This window comes from Haloarchaeobius baliensis (genome assembly GCF_052060055.1).
Lineage (GTDB): Archaea > Halobacteriota > Halobacteria > Halobacteriales > Natrialbaceae > Haloarchaeobius > Haloarchaeobius baliensis.
In genome coordinates this window covers 1757897-1780892 of sequence record NZ_JBPPFR010000001.1, presented here as the reverse complement: position 1 = coordinate 1780892, position 22996 = coordinate 1757897, and the positions used below count along the sequence as shown (strand labels likewise).

At 68.4% G+C, this 22996-nt stretch carries 25 protein-coding genes and 1 tRNA gene; 14 read left to right on the top strand and 12 right to left on the bottom strand.

The features are described 5' to 3' along the window. Positions 1 to 5: 5 nt before the first annotated feature. The gene (locus ACSG06_RS09040) at positions 6 to 632 is read left to right on the top strand and encodes an RAD55 family ATPase (RefSeq protein WP_440989935.1); all 627 of its coding nucleotides are present in this window, start codon (positions 6 to 8) and stop codon (positions 630 to 632) included. Between the two features lie 121 nt (positions 633 to 753). Next, on the top strand, positions 754 to 1986 hold the full coding sequence (locus tag ACSG06_RS09035) for a digeranylgeranylglycerophospholipid reductase (RefSeq protein ID WP_440989934.1): 1233 nt from the start codon (positions 754 to 756) through the stop codon (positions 1984 to 1986). 7 nt (positions 1987 to 1993) lie between these two features. On the opposite strand, the gene ACSG06_RS09030 is transcribed toward ACSG06_RS09035, so the two are convergent. Together ACSG06_RS09030 and ACSG06_RS09025 are read right to left on the bottom strand one after the other, a co-directional pair. Then, entirely contained in the window at positions 1994 to 2299 is a 306-nt protein-coding gene (locus tag ACSG06_RS09030) for a MazG-like family protein (RefSeq protein WP_440989933.1), read from the bottom strand. Positions 2300 to 2351: 52 nt separating this feature from the next. Then, complete coding sequence (locus ACSG06_RS09025; RefSeq protein WP_440989932.1) at positions 2352 to 3371, bottom strand: FKBP-type peptidyl-prolyl cis-trans isomerase; 1020 nt, start codon at positions 3369 to 3371, stop codon at positions 2352 to 2354. A gap of 104 nt (positions 3372 to 3475) precedes the next feature. Between ACSG06_RS09025 and cyaB the strand changes: the two genes are divergently transcribed. The 6 genes from cyaB (at position 3476) to ACSG06_RS08995 (ending at position 8519) form a co-directional block, all read left to right on the top strand. Further along, positions 3476 to 4063, top strand: coding sequence for a class IV adenylate cyclase (cyaB, locus tag ACSG06_RS09020; protein ID WP_440989931.1), 588 nt, complete (start codon positions 3476 to 3478; stop codon positions 4061 to 4063). Between the two features lie 81 nt (positions 4064 to 4144). Continuing rightward, positions 4145 to 5365, top strand: coding sequence for a methionine adenosyltransferase (locus ACSG06_RS09015; protein ID WP_440989930.1), 1221 nt, complete (start codon positions 4145 to 4147; stop codon positions 5363 to 5365). 72 nt (positions 5366 to 5437) lie between these two features. After that, positions 5438 to 6610, top strand: coding sequence for a tRNA sulfurtransferase (locus ACSG06_RS09010; RefSeq protein ID WP_440989929.1), 1173 nt, complete (start codon positions 5438 to 5440; stop codon positions 6608 to 6610). Positions 6611 to 6660: 50 nt separating this feature from the next. Then, a complete protein-coding gene (locus ACSG06_RS09005) occupies positions 6661 to 7131 on the top strand; it encodes a DUF5804 family protein (RefSeq protein ID WP_440989928.1) in 471 nt (156 codons plus the stop codon). Then, a complete protein-coding gene (locus ACSG06_RS09000; RefSeq protein WP_440989927.1) occupies positions 7128 to 8000 on the top strand; it encodes an alpha/beta fold hydrolase in 873 nt (290 codons plus the stop codon). The genes ACSG06_RS09005 and ACSG06_RS09000 overlap by 4 nt, the downstream gene beginning before the upstream one ends. A gap of 51 nt (positions 8001 to 8051) precedes the next feature. After that, positions 8052 to 8519, top strand: a complete 468-nt coding sequence (locus tag ACSG06_RS08995; RefSeq protein ID WP_440989926.1) for a hypothetical protein — start codon at positions 8052 to 8054, stop codon at positions 8517 to 8519. Between the two features lie 3 nt (positions 8520 to 8522). On the opposite strand, the gene ACSG06_RS08990 is transcribed toward ACSG06_RS08995, so the two are convergent. Next, positions 8523 to 9497, bottom strand: a complete 975-nt coding sequence (locus ACSG06_RS08990; RefSeq protein ID WP_440989925.1) for a PLP-dependent cysteine synthase family protein — start codon at positions 9495 to 9497, stop codon at positions 8523 to 8525. Positions 9498 to 9644: 147 nt separating this feature from the next. On the opposite strand from ACSG06_RS08990, the gene ACSG06_RS08985 reads away from it, so the two are divergent. Next, positions 9645 to 10031, top strand: a complete 387-nt coding sequence (locus ACSG06_RS08985; RefSeq protein ID WP_440989924.1) for a TlpA family protein disulfide reductase — start codon at positions 9645 to 9647, stop codon at positions 10029 to 10031. Here ACSG06_RS08985 and ACSG06_RS08980 read toward each other — a convergent pair. After that, positions 10028 to 12163, bottom strand: coding sequence for a thioredoxin domain-containing protein (locus tag ACSG06_RS08980; protein WP_440989923.1), 2136 nt, complete (start codon positions 12161 to 12163; stop codon positions 10028 to 10030). The two genes, ACSG06_RS08985 and ACSG06_RS08980, sit on opposite strands and share 4 nt — an antisense overlap. An 85-nt stretch (positions 12164 to 12248) precedes the next feature. Here ACSG06_RS08980 and ACSG06_RS08975 point away from each other — a divergent pair, with 85 nt between their 5' ends. From ACSG06_RS08975 to ACSG06_RS08965, 3 genes are all read left to right on the top strand, one after another. Next, the gene (locus ACSG06_RS08975) at positions 12249 to 12422 is read left to right on the top strand and encodes a glycine zipper domain-containing protein (RefSeq protein ID WP_440989922.1); all 174 of its coding nucleotides are present in this window, start codon (positions 12249 to 12251) and stop codon (positions 12420 to 12422) included. Positions 12423 to 12529: 107 nt separating this feature from the next. After that, complete coding sequence (purD, locus tag ACSG06_RS08970) at positions 12530 to 13858, top strand: phosphoribosylamine--glycine ligase (RefSeq protein WP_440989921.1); 1329 nt, start codon at positions 12530 to 12532, stop codon at positions 13856 to 13858. Positions 13859 to 13939: 81 nt separating this feature from the next. Further along, positions 13940 to 15439 (top strand): TrkH family potassium uptake protein, encoded by a 1500-nt coding sequence (locus ACSG06_RS08965; RefSeq protein WP_440989920.1) that lies wholly within the window; start codon positions 13940 to 13942, stop codon positions 15437 to 15439. A 1-nt stretch (position 15440) separates the two neighbouring features. Here ACSG06_RS08965 and ACSG06_RS08960 read toward each other — a convergent pair whose 3' ends face one another. Then, positions 15441 to 16571 carry a GNAT family N-acetyltransferase gene (locus tag ACSG06_RS08960; protein ID WP_440989919.1) on the bottom strand — a complete coding sequence of 377 codons (1131 nt, stop codon included), beginning with the start codon at positions 16569 to 16571 and terminating at the stop codon, positions 15441 to 15443. Between the two features lie 161 nt (positions 16572 to 16732). Between ACSG06_RS08960 and ACSG06_RS08955 the strand changes: the two genes are divergently transcribed. Next, positions 16733 to 17248: an acyltransferase gene (locus tag ACSG06_RS08955; RefSeq protein WP_440989918.1), complete on the top strand. Its 516-nt coding sequence runs from the start codon at positions 16733 to 16735 to the stop codon at positions 17246 to 17248. Positions 17249 to 17275: 27 nt separating this feature from the next. Here ACSG06_RS08955 and ACSG06_RS08950 read toward each other — a convergent pair whose 3' ends face one another. The 4 genes from ACSG06_RS08950 to ACSG06_RS08935 form a co-directional block, all read right to left on the bottom strand. Next, positions 17276 to 18115 (bottom strand): mechanosensitive ion channel domain-containing protein, encoded by an 840-nt coding sequence (locus tag ACSG06_RS08950; RefSeq protein WP_440989917.1) that lies wholly within the window; start codon positions 18113 to 18115, stop codon positions 17276 to 17278. Between the two features lie 2 nt (positions 18116 to 18117). After that, the gene (dacZ, locus tag ACSG06_RS08945) at positions 18118 to 18930 is read right to left on the bottom strand and encodes a diadenylate cyclase DacZ (protein WP_440989916.1); all 813 of its coding nucleotides are present in this window, start codon (positions 18928 to 18930) and stop codon (positions 18118 to 18120) included. 119 nt (positions 18931 to 19049) lie between these two features. Continuing rightward, positions 19050 to 19547: a type IV pilin domain-containing protein gene (locus ACSG06_RS08940; RefSeq protein ID WP_440989915.1), complete on the bottom strand. Its 498-nt coding sequence runs from the start codon at positions 19545 to 19547 to the stop codon at positions 19050 to 19052. Positions 19548 to 20240: 693 nt separating this feature from the next. Next, a tRNA-Leu gene (locus ACSG06_RS08935) sits at positions 20241 to 20324 on the bottom strand. An 87-nt stretch (positions 20325 to 20411) separates the two neighbouring features. Between ACSG06_RS08935 and ACSG06_RS08930 the strand changes: the two genes are divergently transcribed. Further along, entirely contained in the window at positions 20412 to 20720 is a 309-nt protein-coding gene (locus tag ACSG06_RS08930; protein WP_440989914.1) for a cyclin family protein, read from the top strand. Between the two features lies 1 nt (position 20721). Here ACSG06_RS08930 and ACSG06_RS08925 read toward each other — a convergent pair whose 3' ends face one another. The 3 genes from ACSG06_RS08925 to ACSG06_RS08915 all read right to left on the bottom strand — a co-directional run bounded on the left by ACSG06_RS08925 (position 20722) and on the right by ACSG06_RS08915 (position 22971). Continuing rightward, positions 20722 to 21210 carry a phosphopantetheine adenylyltransferase gene (locus ACSG06_RS08925; RefSeq protein WP_440989913.1) on the bottom strand — a complete coding sequence of 163 codons (489 nt, stop codon included), beginning with the start codon at positions 21208 to 21210 and terminating at the stop codon, positions 20722 to 20724. Between the two features lie 70 nt (positions 21211 to 21280). Beyond that, positions 21281 to 21838 carry a helix-turn-helix domain-containing protein gene (locus tag ACSG06_RS08920; protein WP_440989912.1) on the bottom strand — a complete coding sequence of 186 codons (558 nt, stop codon included), beginning with the start codon at positions 21836 to 21838 and terminating at the stop codon, positions 21281 to 21283. Between the two features lie 47 nt (positions 21839 to 21885). After that, positions 21886 to 22971, bottom strand: a complete 1086-nt coding sequence (locus ACSG06_RS08915; protein WP_440989911.1) for a glutamate--cysteine ligase — start codon at positions 22969 to 22971, stop codon at positions 21886 to 21888. Positions 22972 to 22996 lie beyond the last annotated feature (25 nt).

The window sequence follows — 22996 nt, the reverse complement described above, 5'->3', positions numbered from 1 at the left end:
CGTACATGGCCGGTCGGTTAGAGACTGGAATCGACGTTCTGGACCGGAAGCTGAACGGTGGACTTCCCCCGGGCTCCATCGTCGCGTTCACCGCATCTCCGGCGAGCCAGTCCGAGCTACTGCTCTACGAACTGACCGCCGCCCGGGGAACGCTCTACCTGACGACCGAACGGTCCGACCAGGCCGTCCGCGACGCCATCGAGAACACCAACGCGCCCGTCGGCTCGCCGACGGTCCGGGACATCTCCGGGTCGGAGCCGCTCGACCAGGCGAACCGACTGATCCGCGCGCTGCCCGAGGGCGCGAACCTCATCATCGACACCGCCGACGTGCTCGAACGCGGCGACCGGAACCGCTACCGGAGCTTCATGACCGAGCTCCAGACCCACATGGTCAACACCGGCTCCATCGCGTTCATGCACTGCCTCGACGGTCACCACATCCCCACGAACAGGGACACGACGAAGCACATGGCCGACGTGGTGTTCGCCCTGGAGACCCAGGTCCGCGGGGCGGAGCTCGAGAACCGCCTCTCCGTGCCGAAGTTCCGGGGTGGCACCGCCCTCGTCGAGACGGTCAAGCTCGAACTCGCGGACGAGGTCGCAATCGACACCAGTCGCGACATCGCGTAGGCTCTCCTGTCGGTTCGTTCACCTGTTCACCCGGCGGACACGAATCAGAAAGAATTACACTCCGGATTCGAATGTAGGGACAACGGCGTTCACCGAACACTGCGACGCTGTCTACTCTACCATGACTGAAACATACGACGCGGTCATCGCTGGTGCCGGGCCTGCTGGTGGGCAAGCCGCCCGGGACCTCGCCGCACGGGGGTACGACGTGGTCGTGCTCGAGACGGAGGGTGAGGACGAGTTCCCGAGCCGGAGCAACAAGTCGACCGCCGGGACGTTCCCGTCGACGATGTCCGACTTCAACATCCCGGACGAGGTCGTGATGAACTTCACCGACGAGGTGGTCCTGGAGTCGCCGAACCACTACTACGCGCGCCATCAGCCCGGCGCCGTGCTCGAGTTCGCCGACTACAAGCGCTGGCTCGTCGAGGACTCGCGCGACGACGGCGCGGAGTACATCTTCGACGCCCGCGTCTCGAAGCCCATCGTCGAGGGCGGCGAGCCGGTCGGCGTCCGCTACAACGGCGACGAGGAGGTGTACGGCGAGATCATCATCGACGCCACGGGCCCGAGCGCGCCGCTCGCGAAGGCGCTCGACGTCGTGGACCTCAAGCGCGAGCGACAGGCGATCGGCGTCGAGTTCGAGATGGAGGGCGTCGACGTGAACGCGGGCGGCTACGCCGACCTGACCGACGCGATGATGCTGCGGCTCGACCACGACCTCGCGCCGGGCGGCTACTCGTGGATCTTCCACACCGGCGGCGACACCGCGAAGGTCGGCGTCTGCTACATCCAGAACGCCGCCCACCAGGAGAACGCGAAGGAGGGGTTCAGCATCGACGACTACCTCTCGTACTGGGAGGAGAAGGACCCGCGACTCCAGAACGCGACCCGCATCGAGGGCGAGCAGCACCGCGGCTCGGCGCACATCCAGCTCCCCGGCAAGATGAGCACGGACAGCTTCATGGCCATCGGCGACACCGTCCCGACGGTCGACCCGCTCTGGGGAGAGGGCATCGACAAGTGCATGCGCTCCGGCCGCGCGGCGGCGGCGGTCGCCGACCGCGTGCTGACCCACAGTGAACGCGACACCAGCGCCTCCGAGATGGCCATCTACGACCAGCTCTGGCACGACCGCGTCGCCCCGAAGGTCAAGACCCGGCTGTTCATGACCGAGCTGCTCTACCGCGCCTCGAACCAGCGCTACGACGACCTGATGGACGACCTCTCGCGGAGGTCGGCCGAGGACCTCACCGAGGCGAACCAGGGGAACAAGCTCGAGCTGGCCAAGATGCTCCGGCTCGGCGACGCGAAGCTGGTGTTCGACACGCTGAAGGACTGGTACCGCCGCTAGCGCTCACCTACTGCCCGGACCCCGCGTCCCCGGTCTTCTCGATCCGACGCTCGTACTTCGCGAGCGACGTCTCGAGCGCTGCGCCCGCGTCGACGTCCAGCTCCTCGGCGAGCGCCAGCAGCGCGAACAACGCGTCGCCAAGTTCGTCCTCCGAGACCGCCACGTCCGCCGGCCTGCTGCCGTACGCTGTCGACGCGCAGATCTCCTTCGCCAGCTCCCCCAGCTCGCTGCTGAGGTCCAGCAGTCGATACGCGGGCTCCGTCTCCATGTCGTGCGTCGCGACGAACTCCGCGACGCGTCGCTGTTCGTCCATGCTCCGGCGGAGAAACGGCACCGCAAAAGTCGTTCCGCCTCCGGGTCGCGATCTACTCCTCGAGGTCGGCTTCGATGTCGTCGGCGTCGATGTCGGCCTCCTCCAGGGCCTCCTCGATGTCGGCCGCGTCGGCGCCGCCTGCGCCGCCGCCCATGCCGCCCATCATGCCGCCCATGCCACCCATCATGCCGCCCATGCCGCCGGAGATGGTCTCCTGGACGATGACGCGGTCGATGTCGAGGTGCTGCATGAGCTGCTGTGCGACCTGCTGCTTGCCGAACATCCACTGCTGGTTCATCTGCAGCTGCGGGTCGGACTCGATGTACAGCGTCTCCTTCTCGACGGTCTGGGTCTCGAACTCGGGCTCTGCGTCCTCGTCGTCGTCGTCGGACTCGACCTGGACCTCCTCCTCGACCTCGTCCGTCTCGAACCACATCTCGAGGTCGACGTCGAAGAACATCTCCATCAGGCCCTTGGCCTTCTCGACGCGGTCGTCGACGACGTCGACGATCTCGTACTCGTACTCGATGTCGTCACCCGCGAGCGGGTGGTTGAAGTCGACGCGGGCACGGCCGCCGATGACGGCGTTGACGAAGCCCTGCTCGCCGTCGACCTGGACCTGCGCGCCGGGGCGCCGGGAGTCCTCGGGGAGCTTCTCGACGCTGACGGTGCGGACCTGCTCGTCGTCGTACTCGCCGAACGCGTCGACGGCGGGGATGATGACGGTGCCGGAGTCGCCGACCTCCTTGCCGCGGATCTCGTCCTCGACCTCGTCGAACATGTGGCCCTCACCGAGGACGATGACGCGCGGTTCGAACTCGCGGTCCTCCTCCTCGATGCCTTCCTCCTCGGCGACCTCGGGGTCGGTGGTGTCGACGAGACGGTCGGTCTCGACGGTGCGTGCGGTGTAGTCGAGCTTGACGAAGTCGCCGTCCTGGAGCCCGCCCTCGGTCTCTTCGGTCTCAGCTACTTCCTCGGTCTCCTCCGTCGTCTCCTCGGCCTCGGCGGCCTCGTCCTCGACGTCGGCTGTCTCCTCGTTGTCGGCCATCTCGGCCTCTTGGTCATCGGTCATACAAGGAACGTCTCCCACGCGGCATTTAAGAACCACGTTTTGGACCCGCGAGTCACCGGCTCGGAGTCGGGAGGGCTATTGTCCCCCGTGGTGACGGGCAAGCCATGTACGAGGTCGAACTGAAGGTCCGCGCCGACCACGGGACAGTCCGACGACGGCTCGACGAACTCGACGCCGAACCGGTCGACGCCGTCGGGCAGACGGACGTGTACTACGATGCGCCACACCGTGATTTCGCAGCGACGGACGAGGCCCTGCGCATCCGGCAGGAGGTGACGCTGGACGAGGTGGCCGACCGTGGCGACGTCGGGGCCGACTTCGACTGGCCGGCCGACGGCGGAACGACGAAGGTGACCTACAAGGGCCCGCTCGTCGACGACAGTTCGAAGACCCGCGAGGAGTTCGAGACCGCGGTCGCAGAGCGTGCTGCCATGGAGGGCATCCTCGACGGACTGAGCTTCGAGCCGGCGGCGACGGTCCGGAAACGCCGCCGGCGGTTCGCGCTGTCGGGCTACACCGTCACGCTCGACGAGGTCGACGGACTCGGTGAGTTCGTCGAGGTGGAGACCGAGGTCGACACCGACGACATCGGCGCTGCCCGCGACGGGGCGGTCGCCGTCCTGGAGTCGCTGGGCCTCGATGCCGACGACGGTATCCGGACCTCGTACCTCGGTCTGTTGCTCGACAGCTGACCCGCACGATTACTGCTGTGCATTCCTCCGGCCGTGAATCGATTCGCAAGTTATAGAACCTGCCCTGCTCAACTCGGAGCAATGACAGAGCGCAATATTCGCGTGGAACCCATCGACCGCTTCGCGGTCGAGGACCAGGAGGTCGAGATCGTGGAGCGAAAGGGGCTCGGCCACCCCGACTCCATCTGCGACGGCATCGCCGAGAGCGTCTCGCAGGCACTCGCCCAGATCTACCTCGACCGCGTCGGCAAGGTCCTCCACTACAACACCGACGAGACCCAGCTCGTCGCCGGCTCCGCGGCGCCGGCGTTCGGCGGCGGCGAGGTCATCGAACCCATCTACCTGCTGGTCGTGGGGCGCGCGACGAAGCACTACGTCGACGAGGACGGCACCGAGTACAACATCCCGACCGAGACGGTCGCGCTCCGTGCCGCACGCGACTACCTCGGCGAGCACTTCCCCGAGCTGGAGTTCGGCACCGACATCATCGTCGACGTGAAGCTGGGCGAGGGCTCGGGCGACCTGCAGGAGGTCTTCGGCGAGGAGGGCGCGACGGTCCCGATGGCCAACGACACCTCCTTCGGCGTCGGCCACGCACCGCTGACCGAGACCGAGCGCATCGTCCACGAGGCCGAGCAGCGCCTCAACGGTCCCTACGCGGCCGACAACCCGGCCGTCGGCCAGGACATCAAGATCATGGGCAAGCGCGAGGGCGACCACGTCGAGATCACGGTCGCCGCCGCCATCGTCGACAGCTACGTCGAGGGGATGGACGACTACGTCGACGAGGTCGAGGGCATCCGCGAGTTCGTCACCGAGGTCGCCCACGAGATAACCGACCGTAGCGTCGACGTGCACGTCAACACCGCCGACGACTACGAGGAGGGCGCCATCTACCTCACCACGACCGGCACCTCCGCCGAGCAGGGCGACGACGGCTCCGTCGGGCGCGGCAACCGCGCGAACGGGCTCATCACGCCGAACCGGTCGATGTCGATGGAGGCGACCTCCGGCAAGAACCCCGTCAACCACATCGGGAAGATATACAACCTGCTCTCGACGGAGATCGCGGAGTCCGTCGTCGACGAGGTCGAGGGCATCCGCGACCTGCGCATCCGCCTCCTGAGCCAGATCGGCCGTCCCATCGACCAGCCCCACGTCGCCGACGCACACGTCGTCACCGCCGACGGCGTCGCTGTCGCCGACATCGAGGACGAGGTCACCGAGATCGTCGACCGCGAGCTGGCCGCCGTGACCGACATCACCCGCCGCGTCATCGACGGCGAGCTGACGACCTTCTGAGGACGCCGGGGACCCACGCCCGACCGGACACGCTCCGACGGCGGTTTATACGTCGACCGGCTATCGCCCTCCATGCATGGTGCGGACGCCGTCCTCGTGCGCCACGGCGACCTCAACGTCAAGAGCACCCACGTCAAGCGGCGCATGGAGCACCGGCTGCTGGACCACGTCGAGTCGCTGCTCGACGCGGCGGGCATCGACGCCGAGGTCGACCGGCGCTGGTCCCGGCCCATCGTACGGGGCGTGGCCGACGAGGCCGAGCGGGCAGCCGAGGTCGCCGCCCGGGCCTTCGGGGTCGTCTCGACGAGTCCAGCGGTGACGGTGCCGTCGGAGCGCGATACCATCGAGAACGCACTGGCCGACGCGGCCGCCGATGTCTACCACGGTGGCACGTTCGCGGTCAGCGTCAACCGGGCCGACAAGTCGCTGCCGTACACCAGCGAGGACCTCGAACGCTCCGGGGGACAGGCCGTCTGGGATGCCGTCGCGGACTCGTTCGAGCCCGCGGTGGACCTCGACGACCCGGACCTGACCTTCGAGGTCGACCTCCGCGAGGACGAGGCGTTCGTGTTCTGTGACCGGTACGACGGCCCCGGCGGGCTGCCGTACGGCACCCAGGAGCCGCTCGTCGCGCTCGTCAGCGGCGGCATCGACTCGCCCGTCGCTGCCTACGAGGCGATGCGTCGAGGGAGTCCCGTCGTCCCGGTCTACGTCGACCTCGGCGAGTACGGCGGGGCGGACCACGAGGCGCGCGCGGTCGAGACCGTCCGGACGCTCGCCGAGCGGGTACCCGACGCCGACCTCGAGCTCTGGCGGGTGCCCGCGGGCGATGTCGTCGAGCAACTCGTCGAGACGATGGGCACCGGCCGGATGCTCGCGTTCCGCCGGTTCCTGCTCGTGGTCGGCGAGGCCGTGGCCGAGGAGACGGGGGCGGTCGGCGTCGTCACCGGCGAGGCGCTCGGCCAGAAGTCGAGCCAGACCGCCCGGAACATGTCGGTCACCTCGCGCGCCATCGACCTGCCGGTCCACCGGCCGCTGTTCTCCCGGGACAAGCAGGACATCGTCTCGCAGTCCCGCGATATCGGCACCTTCGTCGACTCGACGGTGCCGGCGGGCTGCAACCGGGTCGTCCCCGACCAGCCCGAGACCCACGGTTCCGCCGAGACGGTCGCCCGCGAGGAACCGGACGACCTCCGCGAGCGGGCCCGAACCGCGGTCGAACAGGCAGAGCGACTCTCGTTCTGACACCGTCCCGAGCGAAATCCACAAACCCCCTGGGTGCGAACGGCCCTGCAGTGACCGACGTCTGTCTCATCGGCTCGTCCGACGTGGTCCTCCGGTACGAGCTGCTCTCGCGGGAGACCTCCCGCGAGGCCCTGTCGACCTACGACCTCTGGGAGCCATACGAGAACGCCATCGCGCTGCGCACCGTGAGCCTGGGCGCGGCCGTCTCGCTGCTGAACGACCTCGACTGGTACATCGTCCGGTTCGTCGACGAGGTGCTCGTGCGCGAGCCGTCGGTCGACGACGAGGAGTGGCTCTCGCGCGGGCTGGCCACGCAGGTCAGGAACGACGCCGTCGCGCCCACCGACACCGACCAGTTCTGCAAGCTCTACGGCCTGCTCGAACCCGAGGATGGACCGCCGAAGCCCGTCGAGCCGCTGTTCGCCCAGCGCGTCGACGGCGAGCTACCGACGTACGACCTCCGGCCCGAGGTCGAGGAGACGATGGTCGTCCGCGTCAGCGAGGAGGAGTTCGCCGGATGACGGGCCACGGCGTCGCCCGCGTCGACGGGCTCCGGATCCACTACCGACGGGCCGGCACCGAGGGCCCGACCGTCGTCCTCCTCCACGGCGGCGGCGTCGACGACGCCGACCTCTCCTGGCGGCACACCGTCGAGACCCTCGCCGAGGAGTACCAGGTGTACGCCCCGGACTGGCCCGAGTACGGCGACAGCGACCCCGTCGCCGACCCCTCCATCGACACCTACCGCGAGATCTTCGAGGGGTTCGTCGAGTCGGTCGGCCTCGACGAGTTCGGCCTCGTCGGCATCTCCATGGGCGGGGCGGTCGCGCTCGGCTACACCCTCGACAACCCCGACTGCGTCCGGGCGCTCGGACTCGTCGACAGCTACGGGCTCGGCGGGCACGTCCCCGGCGGGCCGCTGCTGTACGCGCTCTCGAACGTCCCCGGTGCGAACGCGACGGGCTGGTCGATGCTCGGGAGCTCCAGGACCGCCACCGTCACCGGCCTCGCGAACGTCGTCCACGACCCCTCGACGCTCGATTCGGCGTTCGTCGAGGCGGTCAACGACCGCGCCAGCCAGCGTGGTGCTGGCCGGGCGTTCACCGCCTTCCAGCGCAACGAGATCACGCCCGACGGCCGGGCCCGGACCAACTTCGCCGACCGACTCGGCGAGGTCGACGTGCCGACGCTGCTCGTCCACGGCGAGTCCGACCCGCTGTTCCCCGCGGCGTGGGCCCGGCTAGCGGCGGAGCGGATTCCCGACTCGGAGCTCGTGGTGTTCGAGGACTGCGGCCACTGGCCGACGCGGGAGCACCCAGAGAAGTTCGACGCGACGCTGCTCGGGTTCCTGCGGGAGCGGGTGCCGTCGGCGGTGCGGGACGAGGAGTAGTTCGGGGAGTCCGCACCCGGATTTTTGTATGCGGGCCGACAAACAGGCCGTATGAGGCGACGTCAGGTCCTCGCCACCCTCCCCGGAGCACTGGCCGCGAGCGGTGGCTGTCTGTCGAGTCTCGGTGGGGGCGGTTCCGGTGTGGAGACCCTCGAACCCGTCGAGGACCCACCCGACTGGCTTGGAACGGACCGCGACTGCTCCGGGGGCCACTCGACAGCCTCGCTCTATCTCTGGAACGCGGGTGATTCCGTCTCGGAGACGACCGCCGTCGCCGACTACGCCGACCTCTCCGACGAATCGAAGCTCGTCGTCCGGTTCGCGGTGGAACACGTCCACGCCGAGACCTGCTCCGACGACGGTGCGCGGAGATTCATTACAGTACTGCGGGACCTCGACGAACTCGCACTCGAACCGTACCGGGATGAGCACCTCTACGGAGCGGAGTCGACCGCCATCCACGCGTCGGGCACGTACTACGACCTCGAAATGGACGTCTACGATATGGAGCTGACCTGACCCTCAGTCGAACGTTCCCGCCGACATGTACCGCTCGCCGGAGTCCCAGAACACCGTCACCACGAGCGGGCAGTCCCTGTAGTCGCCGCCGTCGGTCTCGACGCCACCCGGCACGACGGCGTCCCGCCCCGACGCGGGACAGTCTGCCCCGGGCTCTGCGATCTCGGCGGCGACCTCGCGGGCCTTCAGCGACGACGCGCCGGAGGACTGGCCGACGAAGATGCCCTCCTCGCGGGCGAGTCGTCGGCACTCGGCCTCGGCCTCGTCGAAGTTCACCGTGCGGACCTCGTCGAGCAGGTCGCGGTCGAGGTTGTCGCTGACGAAGCCGGGCCCCATGCCCTGGAACTCGTCGTCGCCGGCCTCGCCAGTCGTCAGGACCGCGTTGTCCTCGGGTTCCACGCCGACGACGCGCATGTCGGGGAACTCCTCCTTCAATCGGCGGGCGTTGCCCGAGATGGTGCCGCCGGTGCCGATGCCCGCGACGAGGGCGTCTATCTCGCGGCCGTCGACCTGCTCGATGATCTCCTCGGCGGTCGTCCGGTAGTGTGCCCGCGGGTTGGCGGGGTTCTCGAACTGCCGGAGCTGGTACGCGCCGGTCTCCTGCTCTATCTGGTCGGCGCGCTCCTTCGCGTCGACCATCCCGCCGTCGACGAGTTCGATGTCGGCTCCGTACGCCCGGAGGATGCCCTTGCGCTCCTCGGACATGCCGGACGGCATGACGATGGTCACGTCGTATCCGCGTGCCGCACCGACCATCGCGATGCCGATGCCGGTGTTCCCGCTTGTCGGCTCGACGAGACCGTCACCTGGTTCGATCTCGCCCCGTCGCTCGGCGTCGAGGACCATCTCGCGGGCGGGTCGGTCCTTGGCGGAGCCGCCGGGGTTGAACGACTCGACCTTGGCGGCGACCGTCGCGCCCGGGGGCGAGGTCACCTGCACCAGCGGCGAGCCGATGGCGTCCAGTATGCTCCGTTTCATCGGGCTTCGGTACGGCCCCGACGACTAAGGGGCGGACGGCGGCGGCAGATGTGGCCGGGGACTCGACCCCGGTGGACCGTCGCCCCGACGCCGGCAACCCATGCGAGGAGCGGGAGCGTTTTGCCCGTCGGCGGGGTATGCCGGGGTATGAGCGAGGCAGAACTCGAGACGATGCGGCCGAACCCAGCTTGGGCACCCGACGCCTACGAGGACACCATCGCGGTCTGGGAGGCGCTCGCGGACCGCATCGTCGTCAAGGTCTGGGGCGGCGACTGGTGCAAGGACTGCCGGAGCCAGCTGCCGGACTTCGGCGCGGCTCTCCGGGCGGCCGAGGTCGAGCACGTCGAGCACTACCCGGTCGAGCGCGAGGACGGCGCGAAGGTCGGCCCCGGCGTCTCCGAGTACGGCATCGAGTACATCCCGACGGTCGTCGTCGAGGACCGCGAGACCGGCGCGGAGCTCGCCCGGTTCGTCGAGGAGGAGGACCGCCCCATCGCGGTCTGGCTGGCGGAGCAGCTCGCGGACGAGATTTAGATTCCTCCCTCGAACCAGTCGAGCGCTGCTTCGAAGTCGTGCTGCGGCGCCGAGCAGGCGAAGCCACGGCAGGCGTACACCGTCGGTTCGCCGTCGCGGGCCGCCCGCTCGGCCCAGACCGGCGGTGCCGAATCGAGCCCGAGCGCGTCGAGCCAGCCCTGGAGCTCGTCGTCGGACGCGGGGCGCGGTGCGAGCAGCCGTCGCGGGACGTAGGTCTCCCCCAGCGTCTCGCGCCACTCCTCGGGCAGCGGCAGGTCCTCGGTCCCTGCAGCGACCGTCAGCTCCGCGTCGCCCGAACGCCACCGGTCCGCGACGAGGGCGAGCGAGGGGTACTCCAGCGGGCTGGTCTCGACCCGGGTGCCGTGCGTCGCGAGTGTCGTCTCGACCACCTCGTCGAACGACTCGTCGGGGGCGAACCCGTCGAGCGAGAGGAGCACGTCGAGCGCGACGCCGAGACTCGACGGCGTGGACTGGTCCCGGAGCTCCTGCGGACGGGCGACCAGCTCCTCGCCGTCGCGCGGCGTGAAGAACACCGTCCCCTCGTCGGCGTCCCAGAAGTCGCGGACGATCACCCGGGCGAGGTCGACCGCGAAGCCGAGGTGCGCCGGGTCGCCCGTCGCCTGATAGGTGTCGAACGCGCCGCGGGCGAGGAAGGCGTAGTCCTCGAGGAAGGCGTCGCCCTTGACGTCGCCGTCCTTGTACCGCCGCGAGAGGCTCCCTGCTTCGGCGTCCCAGAGATGTTCCCGGACGAACCCGAGTGCGTCCGCGGCGTCGTCGGCGAATTCGGGGTCCAGCACGAGTGCGGCCTCGGCGAACGCGGACGCCATCAGCCCGTTCCAGCCGGCGAGGACCTTCTCGTCGCGCCGGGGGCGTGGTCGGTCGGCGCGGGCCTCGAACAGTGCCTCACGGGCCTCGTCGAGCCGCTCACGGACCGTCGCCGCGTCGAGGTCGTACTCCGTGGCGAGCTCCTCGACACCCCGGTCGACCGTCAGCACGGTCTGGCCGTGCTCGAAGTTCCCGGACGACGTGACGCCGTAGCGGTCACAGAACAGGTCGGCGTCCGTCTCGTCGTCCAGCACCTCGTGGACCTCGTCGGGCGTCCAGACGTAGAACGCCCCCTCCACGTTCTCGCCGTCCTCGTCGGGCGAGCGCGCGTCGAGCGTCGCGAAGAACCCGCCGTCGTCGTGGGTCAGCTCGCGCCGGACGAACGCGAGGGTCTCCTCGGTGACCGTCCGGTAGCGTTCGTCGCCGGTGAGCTGGTAGCCCGCGAGGAAGATGCGCGGGAGTTCGGCGTTGTCGTACAGCATCTTCTCGAAGTGCGGCACGGTCCAGTCGCGGTCGGTGCAGTACCGGTGGAACCCCCCGCCGAGCTGGTCGTACAGCCCACCGTCGGCCATCGCGTCGAGGGTCTGCAGGGCCACGTCGCGGTAGGCGTCCCTGCCCGTCGCGTCGAAGGCCCGAAGGAGGAGGTGCAGGCGGGCCTCCTGCGGGAACTTCTGGCCGGTGCCGAAGCCGCCGTGCTCGCGGTCCGCGGCCCTGAGGACGGCGTCCGCGGCGTCCGTCAGCACGCCCTCGTCGGGCGCGTCCTCGCCCGCGGAGGGAACGTCCTCGAGCTGGTCCTTCGCGGCGCGGGTCCACTGCTCGGCGCGGTTCTCCATCTCCCGCCGGTCCTCGGCACGGCTCCAGGAGTTCGCGATGTTCCCGAGGAGGTTCAGGAAGCCGGGCATGTTCCGGCGCGGCTCCCGCGGGAAGTACGTGCCGACGTAGAACGGCTTCCCGTCGGGCGTGAGCCAGACCGAGAGCGGCCAGCCGCCTCGTCCCGAGACCAGTTGCGACACGGTCTGGTAGATGGAGTCCAGGTCGGGGCGCTCCTCGCGGTCGACCTTGATCGGGACGAAATCGGCGTTCAGCACCTCGGCGACCTCCTCGTCATCGAAGCTCTCCTCCGCCATGACGTGGCACCAGTGACACGCAGAGTAGCCGACGGAGAGGAAGATGGGCACGTCGCGCTCCTTCGCGGCCTGGAGGGCGTCGTCGTCCCACGGCTGCCAGTTGACGGGGTTGTCCGCGTGCTGACGCAGGTAGGGCGACGCCTCCTCGTCGAGTCGGTTCCGGGCTGTGGGGTCGCTCATATCCCTGCCATTGGTCCGGTGACGGGTAAAAGCGTCCGACTCCAGGAACGGAGCGTACTTCGCGGCTGTCCGTGTACCGGGAGCAATGACGGACGAAACCGACGACGTGGAGCTGGACGGGCAGATGATGGGCGTCGGAATCGCCCTCGGTGCTGGAATCGGCGTCGCGCTCGGGGTCGCGATGGACAACATCGCACTCGGAATCGCAATCGGGATGGGCGTCGGTATCGCCCTCGGCGCGGGGCTGTCCGCGCGGTAGCGGCAGTCGGCTCGGGCCGGGCGCGGAGATGGGTATATCCACCCACGTGCATACTTGCAACCGGTCGAACCGAAACCATTACACTCTCTTGCGTACCGTCATCGGGTATGACAGAGACCGTGCTCCTGGTCGGCGGCGGCGGCCGCGAACACGCCATCGCACACGCACTCGACCGCTCCGAGGAACGCGACGAGTTCGAGTTCTACGCCTGTGCCGGCAACCGGAACCCGGGCATCGCCGCGCTCACCGACGGCTTCGAGACGCTCGATACGAGCGACACCGACGCAGTCGTCGACTACGCCGAGTCGGTCGGCGCGACGCTTTCGGTCATCGGGCCGGAGAAGCCCCTCGCGAAGGGCATCGTCGACGCGCTCGAGGACGCCGGCATCTACGCGTTCGGCCCGCGCCAGGCCGACGCGCGCATCGAGACGGACAAGTCGTTCCAGCGGGAGTTCATGGAGGCCAACGACATCCCCGGCTGTCCGGACTACGCCATCTTCACCGACATGGAGCTGGCCTGCGAGTACATCGACGAGTACGACGGCGACCTCGCGGTCAAACCCGCCGGCCTGACCGGTGGCAAGGGCGTCCGCGTCACCGGCGACCAGATCACCAAGGCGGAGGCAAAGGCGTACCTCCGCGAGTCCGACTACGAGAAGGTCGTCCTCGAGGAGCGCCTCGTCGGCGAGGAGTTCACGGTACAGGCACTCGTCGCGGGCGACGACGTGCTCATCACACCGGCCGTGCAGGACCACAAGCGCGCCTACGAGGGGGACGAGGGGCCGAACACCGGCGGCATGGGGAGCTACACCGACGCGAGCTTCCAGCTCCCGTTCATGACCGAGCTGCACAGCTTCGAGGCGCTGCAGGTGCTCGAGTCGACCGTCGAGGCGCTCGACGACTACCGCGGCGTGCTGTACGGTCAGTTCATGCTCACCAGCGAGGGCGTCAAGGTCGTCGAGTTCAACGCCCGCTTCGGCGACCCCGAGGCGATGAACGTCCTGCCCATCCTGGAGACGGACTTCTACGAGGTGCTCGTCGGCGCCCGCGACGGCGGCTCGCGCATCCCCGAGCTGGAGTTCCAGTCGCGCGCCACGGTCTGCAAGTACGCCGTTCCGGAGGGCTACCCGACCGACCCGCAGGCCGGTACGCGTATCGAGGTCGACGAGGAGAGCGCGGCCGCCGCCGCGGCCGACCACGACGGCGACGCGTTCCTGTTCTACGCCTCCGTCGACGAGCGCGACGACGGCCTCTACACGACGACGTCGCGGTCGTTCGCGGTCGTCGGTGTCGCCGACACCATCGCCGAGGCCGAGGCCATCGCCGAGGACGCCATCGCGGTCGCCGGCGAGGAGGGCTTCCACGTCCGGCACGACATCGGCACCGAGGAGCTCGTCCAGAGCCGCATCGACCACGTCGAACAGCTCACCGAGTGACCGACGGTGGTGCGTGACGCACCGGCAATCCGCACCCGTCGGCGATAGATTGAGGCACCCCCCGCCCGAGTCGGGGAACGAATGCGAATCCGCGTCGACTGGCGTGCGAGCTGTAGCGTCGTCGGCTCGATCTGCAAGATACTGACGCTCCCGCTCGCCGCCCCGCTCGTGTTGGCCCTCTACGACGGCACGGACGTCGTCCCGTTCGTCGTCGCCATCATCGTGGCAGGTGCGCTGGGTGAGGGCATGGAGCGGCTCTCCACGGAGCGTCGCGTCCGGAGCCGCGAGGCGTTCCTCCTGGTCGCGCTCGCGTGGCTCCTCGTCGCCATCATCGGCGCGATTCCGCTCTACCTCGCGGGCACCGGAGAGTTCGCGGACCCGGTCGACGCCCTGTTCGAGAGCATGAGCGGAATCACGACCACGGGGGCCACGGTCATCACGGAGTTCGACGCCCACTCCCGTCCCGTCCTCCTCTGGCGACAGGTCATCCAGTGGCTCGGCGGGCTCGGTATCCTCATCGTCGCGACCGCGCTCCTCTCCCGCCTGGGTGTCGGTGGCGCCCAGCTGATGGAGACCGAGACACAGACCCAGGACGTGACGAAGCTCACGCCCCAGATCGAGCGGACCGCCCGGCTCATCTGGACGCTGTACATCGGGCTGACGGCGCTGGCAGCGGTCACCCTCTACACGCTCCACGTCGTCGGCCTCGCGCCGGAGATGACCCCCTTCGACGCCATCGCCCACGCCCTCACGTCCGTCTCGACGAGCGGCTTCTCCCCCCGTGCCGAGAGCGTCGGCGCGTTCTCCCCGGCGGTGCAGTGGGCCGTCATCCCGTTCATGGCCGTCGGAGCGACCAGCTTCGTCCTCATCTACACGGTCGTCGGTGGCGACCTGAGCCGCATCCGCCAGAGCGAGGAGTTCCACTTCTACCTCGCGGTACTCGGTGGCATCTCGACGATCATGATCGCGTTGCTGGCCGTCGACACCCAGTTCGACGGCTCCGCGGAGGCGACGGTCCGCCACGGCGTCTTCCAGACCGTCTCCATCGTCACGACGACGGGCTACGCCTCGACCGACTTCGAGGCCTGGTCCGCGCCCGCGAAGCAGATACTCCTCCTGTGCATGTTCGTCGGCGGGATGTCCGGCAGCACGACCTGCTCCATCAAGACCGTCCGCTGGCTGGTCGTCTTCAAGGCGTTCCGCCGCGACCTGTTCGTCGCCGCGTCGCCCGACGCCGTGCGCCCGGTCCGGCTCAGCGGCGACGTGGTCGACGAGGACACCATCCGCGACGTGTACGCCTACACGCTCGTCGCGCTGGTCTGCTTCGGGCTCGCCTCGGTGTTCGTCGTCGTCAACAGCGCCCGGGCGGGCCACGACGTGACCGAACTCGAGGCGCTGTCGGTCGCCGCCTCGATGTTCCTCAACATCGGCCCCGCGTTCGGGCAGGCCGGCCCGTTCGGCAGCTACGAGGCGTTCCCTCGCTCCACGAAGTTCGTCCTCACGTTCGTGATGTGGATCGGCCGCATCGAGATCATCCCCATCCTGGTGATGCTCCGACGGTCGTTCTGGACCGGCGGCTGACTCAGGCGATGTCCTGGCCGGCGAGCGAGAGCAGCCAGTGCCGCGGGTCGGTCGGGTCGCGACCGCGGATGCGCCATCGCTCGCCGTCGACGGTGTCCGTCGGTCTGACCGCGTGGACCGTCCGGCGGCCGAGCTTCGACAGCGGGAACGAGCTGTCGGCCCAGAACCCACACCCGGTGAGGACCTGCGCCGGGAGCACGTCGCCGGCGACCTTGTAGACGTCCGTCGTCGTGTCGTCGACCACGGCCTCGACGAGGGCCGCGTACGCGCCGGTCAGATCCTCGTCGGGGTCCATCGGTTGCACGTCGGCGATGCGGGTGCAGGTGGCCCCCTTCAGCTCCTCCTGACAGGCGACGACACCGGCGACGGCCCTCCCGTCACGCCGCGCGACGAAGGCGGTCGTCTCCCAGGCCGGGTTCTCGAACCGCCAGTCGTAGAACGCCTCGTCCCGGGCGACGTGGAGCTTCGTCGGCACGCCCTCGTGGTAGAGCGAGGTGAACAGCCTGGCCGGCACCTCGTCGTACCGCACGACCGTGACGTCGTCTGGAACGGACGTCAACCGGTCCCTGAGTCGGAGCCGGAACCGCGACAGCGGCGACGCGAGCTTCGCAACGTCACGGTGGAGCTTGCGGCCGCCCTTCGCCTCGACGAGTCTGACCGGTCGCTCGATGCGGTAGTACGTCGGCCGCTCTCCGACGACGTGCCAGTCGAACGAGTCCAGCCCGGGCAGGAGTGCGTCGGTCGGGAAGTTGTAGTACAGCTCGAACCGGCCGCCTGCGTCCCGCTCCAGAAGATGGCTCGTCATCCGGCTGAACACCCCCCGACGGCGGTGCTCCGGGTGTACGATCCAGTCTGCCGGCTGGAGTGCGGACAGCCGTCGGCGTCCGGTCCCGACCTCGAACGGCAGGCACGGTTCGGCGCCGACGAGTTCGTCGTCCTTCTCCGCGACGACCATCGACACACCGTCTCCGTACGGGTTCGCCTCGAAACGCCACTCGAACCACTCCTCGCTCCGGCGCCGTCCCCAGACGGACTCGTACAGCGCGAGGAACGCCTCCCTGTCTGCCGGTCTGTATCGTCGAATGCTGTACTGCTGTTCCGCCCGTTCGTTCCGCGGTAGCGCCTGCGACATGCGTCCTCTGGCAGGTCTCTCGTCCGGGACCGCAATTGGTAGTTACAGGGTACGGTTCCTGTAGGCAACAGGTTGCAACCGGTAACAACCCGATAGTCATCGCTGCACGGGTGGGCACCGGACCGACCGGTTTCAATATCCCCGGCCGACTACGACCGGTAGTGAGCGACGAACCACGGCGCGAGCGCGTCACCAGACACCCGACGACCGGACCGCGGAACTCCCTTCAGCACTGGCCGGACGCGAAGTCGCCGCTGCGCGTCGCGTTCAACTACGTCCTCATCTGGCTCGTCCGTATCTCGCCGAGCCTGCGGCTGAAGAACTGGCTCATGCGCCGGCTCGGCATCACCGTCGGCGAGGGCGTCTCCTGGGGACTGGAGGCGACGCCGGACGTGTTCTGGCCGGAGCACATCACCCTCGGCGACCACGTCATCGTGGGCTACGACGCGACGCTGCTCTGTCACGAGTTCCTGCAGGAGGAGTACCGCGTCGGCGAGGTCGTCCTCGGCGACCGCGCGATGATCGGTGCCGGCGCCATCGTGCTGCCGGGCGTCGAGATCGGCGAGGGCGCACAGGTCGCCGCGAACTCGCTGGTCACCGCGGACGTGCCGCCGGGCGAGACCGTCGCCGGCGTGCCGGCCCGACCGATGTCGAGCGAGGAGCTGGCGGAGGACTGAACGCAGCAGAAGCGAGCAGGGACCGGACTACTCCCGGACGCGGACGACGCCGGTCTTGAACACGCGGTGGTTCGGGACGATGTACTCGCGGCCGTCGGACTCGATCTGCGTGACAAACAGGTCGACCTCCTGGACGACGCCCTCGTGGCCGTCGATCTCGATCTGGTCGCCGATACCGTACGGCTGGTCGAGCAGCAGGTAGACGCCCGCGGCGCTGGAGCGGAGCAGGTCGCGGAACGCCAGCCCACCGAGGAAGATGAGCGCGAACAGGTACCCGGCAAAGAGCACGAGCAGCGCGAGCATGTGCACCCCGAGCTGGGCGAGCGCGACGAGGAACGCCACGTAGATGACGCTGTACTTCACGACCCGCGGGAGCAGGTTCACCTCCGGCAGCTTGACGCCGCGGAGCCGCTCGGAGACGACGAGCTCGGCCTTGTCCGCGACGACGAAGCCGACGATGAGCACCAGCGCGGCGACGAACACGTCCGGGATGAAGCGGACGACGCCGAGCCAGAACTGGTCCGTTCGGACGATGTTCGCCACGTGGACCGCCGCCAGGGCCGCGATACCGTAGGTGAACCACGCGCTCAGCCGGGCGACGATGTCGACCGTCGAGCTGCCGAGGCTGCGCGCGCTGCTCTCGAACGGCGTCCCCTCGACCATCTCCGGCACGCCCGCGGCCTTCAGCAGCCGCCGGTTCAGCTTCCCGACGACGATGCCGAGGATGATACCGAGGAACAGCACGACTGCAGCACGGACGAGCGGCTCGTTGATGAGCGCCTCCCACGTCGGGACCTCGGTCGGGGCCCCGTCCGCCGTGGCGTTCGTCTGCTGTGCGAGCCACAGCAACCCACCGGCTACGGTCATCCTCAGTAGTCCTCCGGGTCGATCTCCAGCAGCAGTTCGCCGTTCTTGAACGCCCGGACCAGCCCGTCGCTCTCCGAGAGCACGATGGCCGTCGCGTTCGTGTCACGGGTGATGGCGCCCGCCGCCATGTGCCGCGCACCGAGCCCCTTCGGGATGTCGACGCCCTCCGCCGACGGCTCGAGGTACCGGTACGCCGAGACGATCTTCCCCGAGTCGGAGATGACGAACGCGCCGTCCAGCCGGGAGAACTCCTTCAGCATCACGTTCACGATGGGGTCGCCGACGTGGACGTGGGACTTCTCGAACGGGTTGTACGACAGCGGCCGCGACTTGTTCATCACCTTCCCCGCGTCGCCCACGACGAACAGCGCACCCACCGGCTTGCCCTTCTGACCCTTCTTCCCCAGCTCGACGGCCAGTTCGAGCACGTCCTTGATGACGGCAGGGTCCGCGCGCGAGCTCGAGAACAGGTCGTACACGCCCGACTGGTCCGACGCGTCGGCACGGACCCGCGAGACGGTGTCGATGCTCCCGTCGAACACGCTCGTCGCACAGAGCAACACGTCCCCGTCGTCGATGTAGCCCGCCTCCAGTGCGCCCTCCAGCCCGAAGTGCACCCGCTGGGCGATCTCCTCGAACTCCAGCGGGAGCTCGACGAACGTCTCGGCACCGACCGCGTTCTCCGTCCCGACCACGAGCACGTCGAGGTCCTCCTCCTCCGCGAACCGCTCGTAGTACGACCCGCTGGGGGAGAAGAGCACCACCGTGTCGACGTCCGACAAGATCTCGCCGAACAACGCTGCCATGTTCGCCATTGGGCAAGACAACAAAGCCGGTATGAAAAAGGTTTGCGGGGTGCGGCGAGAATATATCGCTCTCTGCAGGTCGCCGCGGTCCGGAGTCTGCCGTGCTCGAAAGCAGTCACCTAACCCGACTACGAAACGGTCACCATGTCCTCCCAGACGATGCTGTCCGTCTCGGGGTGGATGATGCGCACGACGATGCGGTCCCCGGATTTGACGTTCGGGAGCCTGACGCCGATCTCGTCGCCGGCGGTCCACTCCACGCCCGAGCCACCCACGATAACGCCGCTTCCGTTGTCGACCATGCCCCCGTCGCCTTCGAGATTCGAACCCCCGAGCCCACCCGACGCTGGCAGGTCGACCAGCCGAACCGTCCCGCCACCGCTCGCGTTGCGGATCTGTATCTCCAGCTCCGACACCCGGAGCTCGTCGCCGCCGTTCTTCGTGATGTTGAGGTACCCGTCCGACGCCTCGACCGGCGCCATCGACGCGTGGACCTGCGGTGCTGGCTCCTGCGTGCTGTCCGCGAAACTGAGCGCGAAGTTCCCCGCTGCGACCGCGACCACCAGCACCACCGCGATGAGGAGTACCGTCGCCACCACCGACGACACGCCCCGTTGCCCTCTCATAGACGCCACATGGCCGTTCGGGTATTAATGCCTGTTGGCCGACCGAGAATTTTATACTGGGATACTTTTGAATATTAAGATATGTCTGACGGATTTGTTTTCGAGTAATCCGGACTCGTTGAGAGGTTCCGTGGCGGTGGTGGTTCACTGCTGGAACTCGTTCCAAAGGCCGCTGACCACTGACCTCGCACACCGTCGGTCGACGTCGAACACCGCCCAGCTCCCGCGCTCGGAATATCCAACTGGCACTGCCGGACGACGTCTCTACCGACTCCGTTCCCAACGGTCTCCATTCGCTCTGTCAGGCCGTGTCCGGTCGCCGTCGACCCCTCGAATCGGCCACGGGGGTCTGGACTCCCTTCGGAGGTCTCCCGAGAGCGACTGCGGTGCTCTCCGTGGCTGGACAGTTGAGTCCTGGACGATGATGCTTCGCAGGACCGGATTTGAACCACGGTCGCTCACTGCGTTCGCTCCCTGGCTCATGCGCGGGACCGGATTTGAACCACGGTCGCTCACTGCGTTCGCTCCCTGGCTCATGCGCGGGACCGGATTTGAACCACGGTCGCTCACTGCGTTCGCTCCCTGGCTCAGTGCGCGGGACCGGATTTGAACCGCGGTCGCTCACTGCGTTCGCTCCCTGGCTCAAATCCGGTTGCCGCGCACACACGTCTCTCACGTGCGTTCGAGACGGTATGCGCGGGACCGGATTTGAACCGGCGGACCCCTTCGGGACAGCGTCCTAAGCGCTGCGCCGTTTCCTGGCTTGGCTACCCGCGCTCGGCCCGAATTTCACCCGAGGGCTGTAAGAACCTGTCGGGTTCAGACGGCAGGCCATTTATGTAGGAGAACGCGCTACGACCGGACATGTACAGCGCACGTGACCAGGTCGAGAACGAGGAGTGGCTGGCCGAGATGGAGGCCGCCGCCGACCGTCTCGACCTGAGCGCCGACGCACGCTCGTACGCGGTCGACATGTTCCTCTCGTCGGTGCCGGAGTCGGACCGCTCGAAGGGCCCGGCGATGGCGGCGAGCCTCTATGCGGGCGCACTGGTGGCGAGCGACGGCCGGAGTCAGACGGAGGTTGCCGAAGCTGCTGACGTGTCGCGGCTGTCCATCCAGCAACGGTGGAAGGACGTGCTCGAATCGGCGGGGCTGCGGCCGCCCACCTGGTAGGCTATCGGGTCGCGGAGCGGCCGTCGCGCTCGGGCGTGAGGTTGCCGTGTTCGTCGATCTCTCCCTCGACGATGCGGGTACTGGAGATGACCGCGCCGTCCTCGGCGTAGACGTGGTCGACGACCTCGACGGAGAGGGGTTCGTGGCCGCGTTCGCGGCGGACCTCGTTGACCAGTTCGCCGCCGTCGCGCGTCTCCGGGGAGACGACGAGGTAGTCGAACTGTGGTTCGGTAGCGATGCCGGTCGGTTCGGTCAGCTCGCGCACCTCGAACGTGCGGTCGTGCTCCTCGGCGAAGCGGCCGAGCTCGCGTTCGAGGTCGGCCAGTCGTTCGTCGTAGGGCCTGACGTACCGGTCGACGTTGCGGGTCTTCGGAGCGAGCTCGTCGCTCGTGAGGCCGACCGTCACGTCACCGAGTTCGAACGCTCGCTCGAAGAGTGCACGGTGCCCGTCGTGCACCGGGTCGAACGTCCCGCCCAGCGCGACTTTCATGCACGGGCCAAAGCCTGCCCGTGCAATAAAAGAGTCGAAACAGCGGGTTACCGGGCGCCGTAGAAATCGCCTACTCCGAGGTGGGCTGGCCGTCGTCGGCCGCGGAGCCGTCGTCGGCGTCCTCGTCGTCGTCCTCGTCGTCGTCCGAGACCTCCTCGACGGTGATGGTGACGGGCTCGGCCGTGCTGTCCCCGGTCCGGCGCTCCCCGTCGAGCACCTTGTCGAGGTTGAAGACGGTGTTCAGCTCCTCCTGTACCTGTCCGACGACACCGCCGACGAGCTCGCTCGGCGGGATGGCCGTGTACTCGTAGGGATTGTTGCCCGCGCCGGCGCTCTCGCGCTTCTCGCGGTGGACCTTCTCCTCGTCGTGGAGCTCGGCGAGTGCCTCGCGGACGGTCGAGGGGTACAGTCCCGTCCCCTGGGCGATCTCCTCGCTCGTGCTGCCCGGGCGCTTCTGCAGGAAGACGTAGATCTTCGCGCGGGTCTCGGTGTCGAGAACCCACGAGAGGAGGTCGACGAGGCCCTGGTCGAACCCTTCGACGGCTCTGTCCCGCCTCGACCGGTCGTCGAGTTCGTCGAGGTCGTCGTCGGTCACGTGCTCGTCGTGGTCTGTGTCGTCAGAAGACATGTCCTCTACAGGAGGACACAAGTATCGGAGTGGTAAAAACCCATTGCTCACAGCACGAGGTCCCGACAGAGGGCGTCGAGCCCCTCCGACGCGAGGATGCGCCGCTGTCGGGTGGCCCCGCTGTCGGCGTCGTACACGTCGCGGATTCCGGTGACGCCGAGGCGGTCGCACTCGCGGTCCACGACCTCGCCGAGGTCGACGGTTTCGGAGCTCCCGCGCTCGACGAACGAGGCGTCGTGCCCGTACCGGAGCGCCCGCCACTTGTTCTCGTCGAGCACCTCGCGACGCATGCAGCCGTCCGTTCCGTCGGGGTCCGCGCGGTCCTCGTAGCGCTCGGAGAGGTCCCTGACGAGCGCCTCGGTGTACTCGACGAACGCCAGGACGACAGCCGGGTCGGCCTGTGCGTCCGGCGCGCGGACCTCGACGGTGCCGTGGCCGGAGTGCGGGCGCACGTCGTGCCAGAGCTCGCCGCGGTCGTTGATCGAACCGCTGTCGATCATCCGGTTCTCGAAGCGCTCGAACTCGTCGTAGTCCGCGAAGGCGGTCGGCATCCCCGTGTTGGGGAGCCCCTCGAATATCTTCGCCCGCGCCGACGCGAGCCCCGTGTCGTAGCCGTTCCAGTACGGCGAGTTCGCCGACAGGGCGAGCATCACCGGGAGGTGCCAGCGCATGCGGTTCGACACCCAGACGGCCTTGTCCGCGTCGTCGACGCCGACGTGGACGTGCAGCCCCGCCGTGGTGTTTCGGTGCTGCGGATACTGGATGCGCTCGAGCTGGGCGCGGTAGCGGTCCTTCTCCGCGTGCTCGAGCTCGCGCCACCGTGCGGCGGGGTGCAGCCCCGCCGCCGCGATCTGGAAGTCGTACTCGGCGGCGTACTCGACGAGCGCCTCCCGGACGGCGTGGACGTACTCGCGGGCGGCCGCCAGGTCCGGGGACTTCGGTATCTGCGTCTCGATGACGGTCTTGAACAGCTCGTGGTCGACCCGGTCGGCGAGCAGTTCCGGTGGCTCACCCTCGTAGACCAGCTCGTCACTGCCCGAGACCGGAACGCCGGCCCCGTCGACGACGAAGAACTCCTCCTCGACCCCGAGCGTTCCCTGCTCGGCGAACGCGTCGGGTGACCCTCGCTCCATCGGACGACCCTTCGAGGGGGCGCCT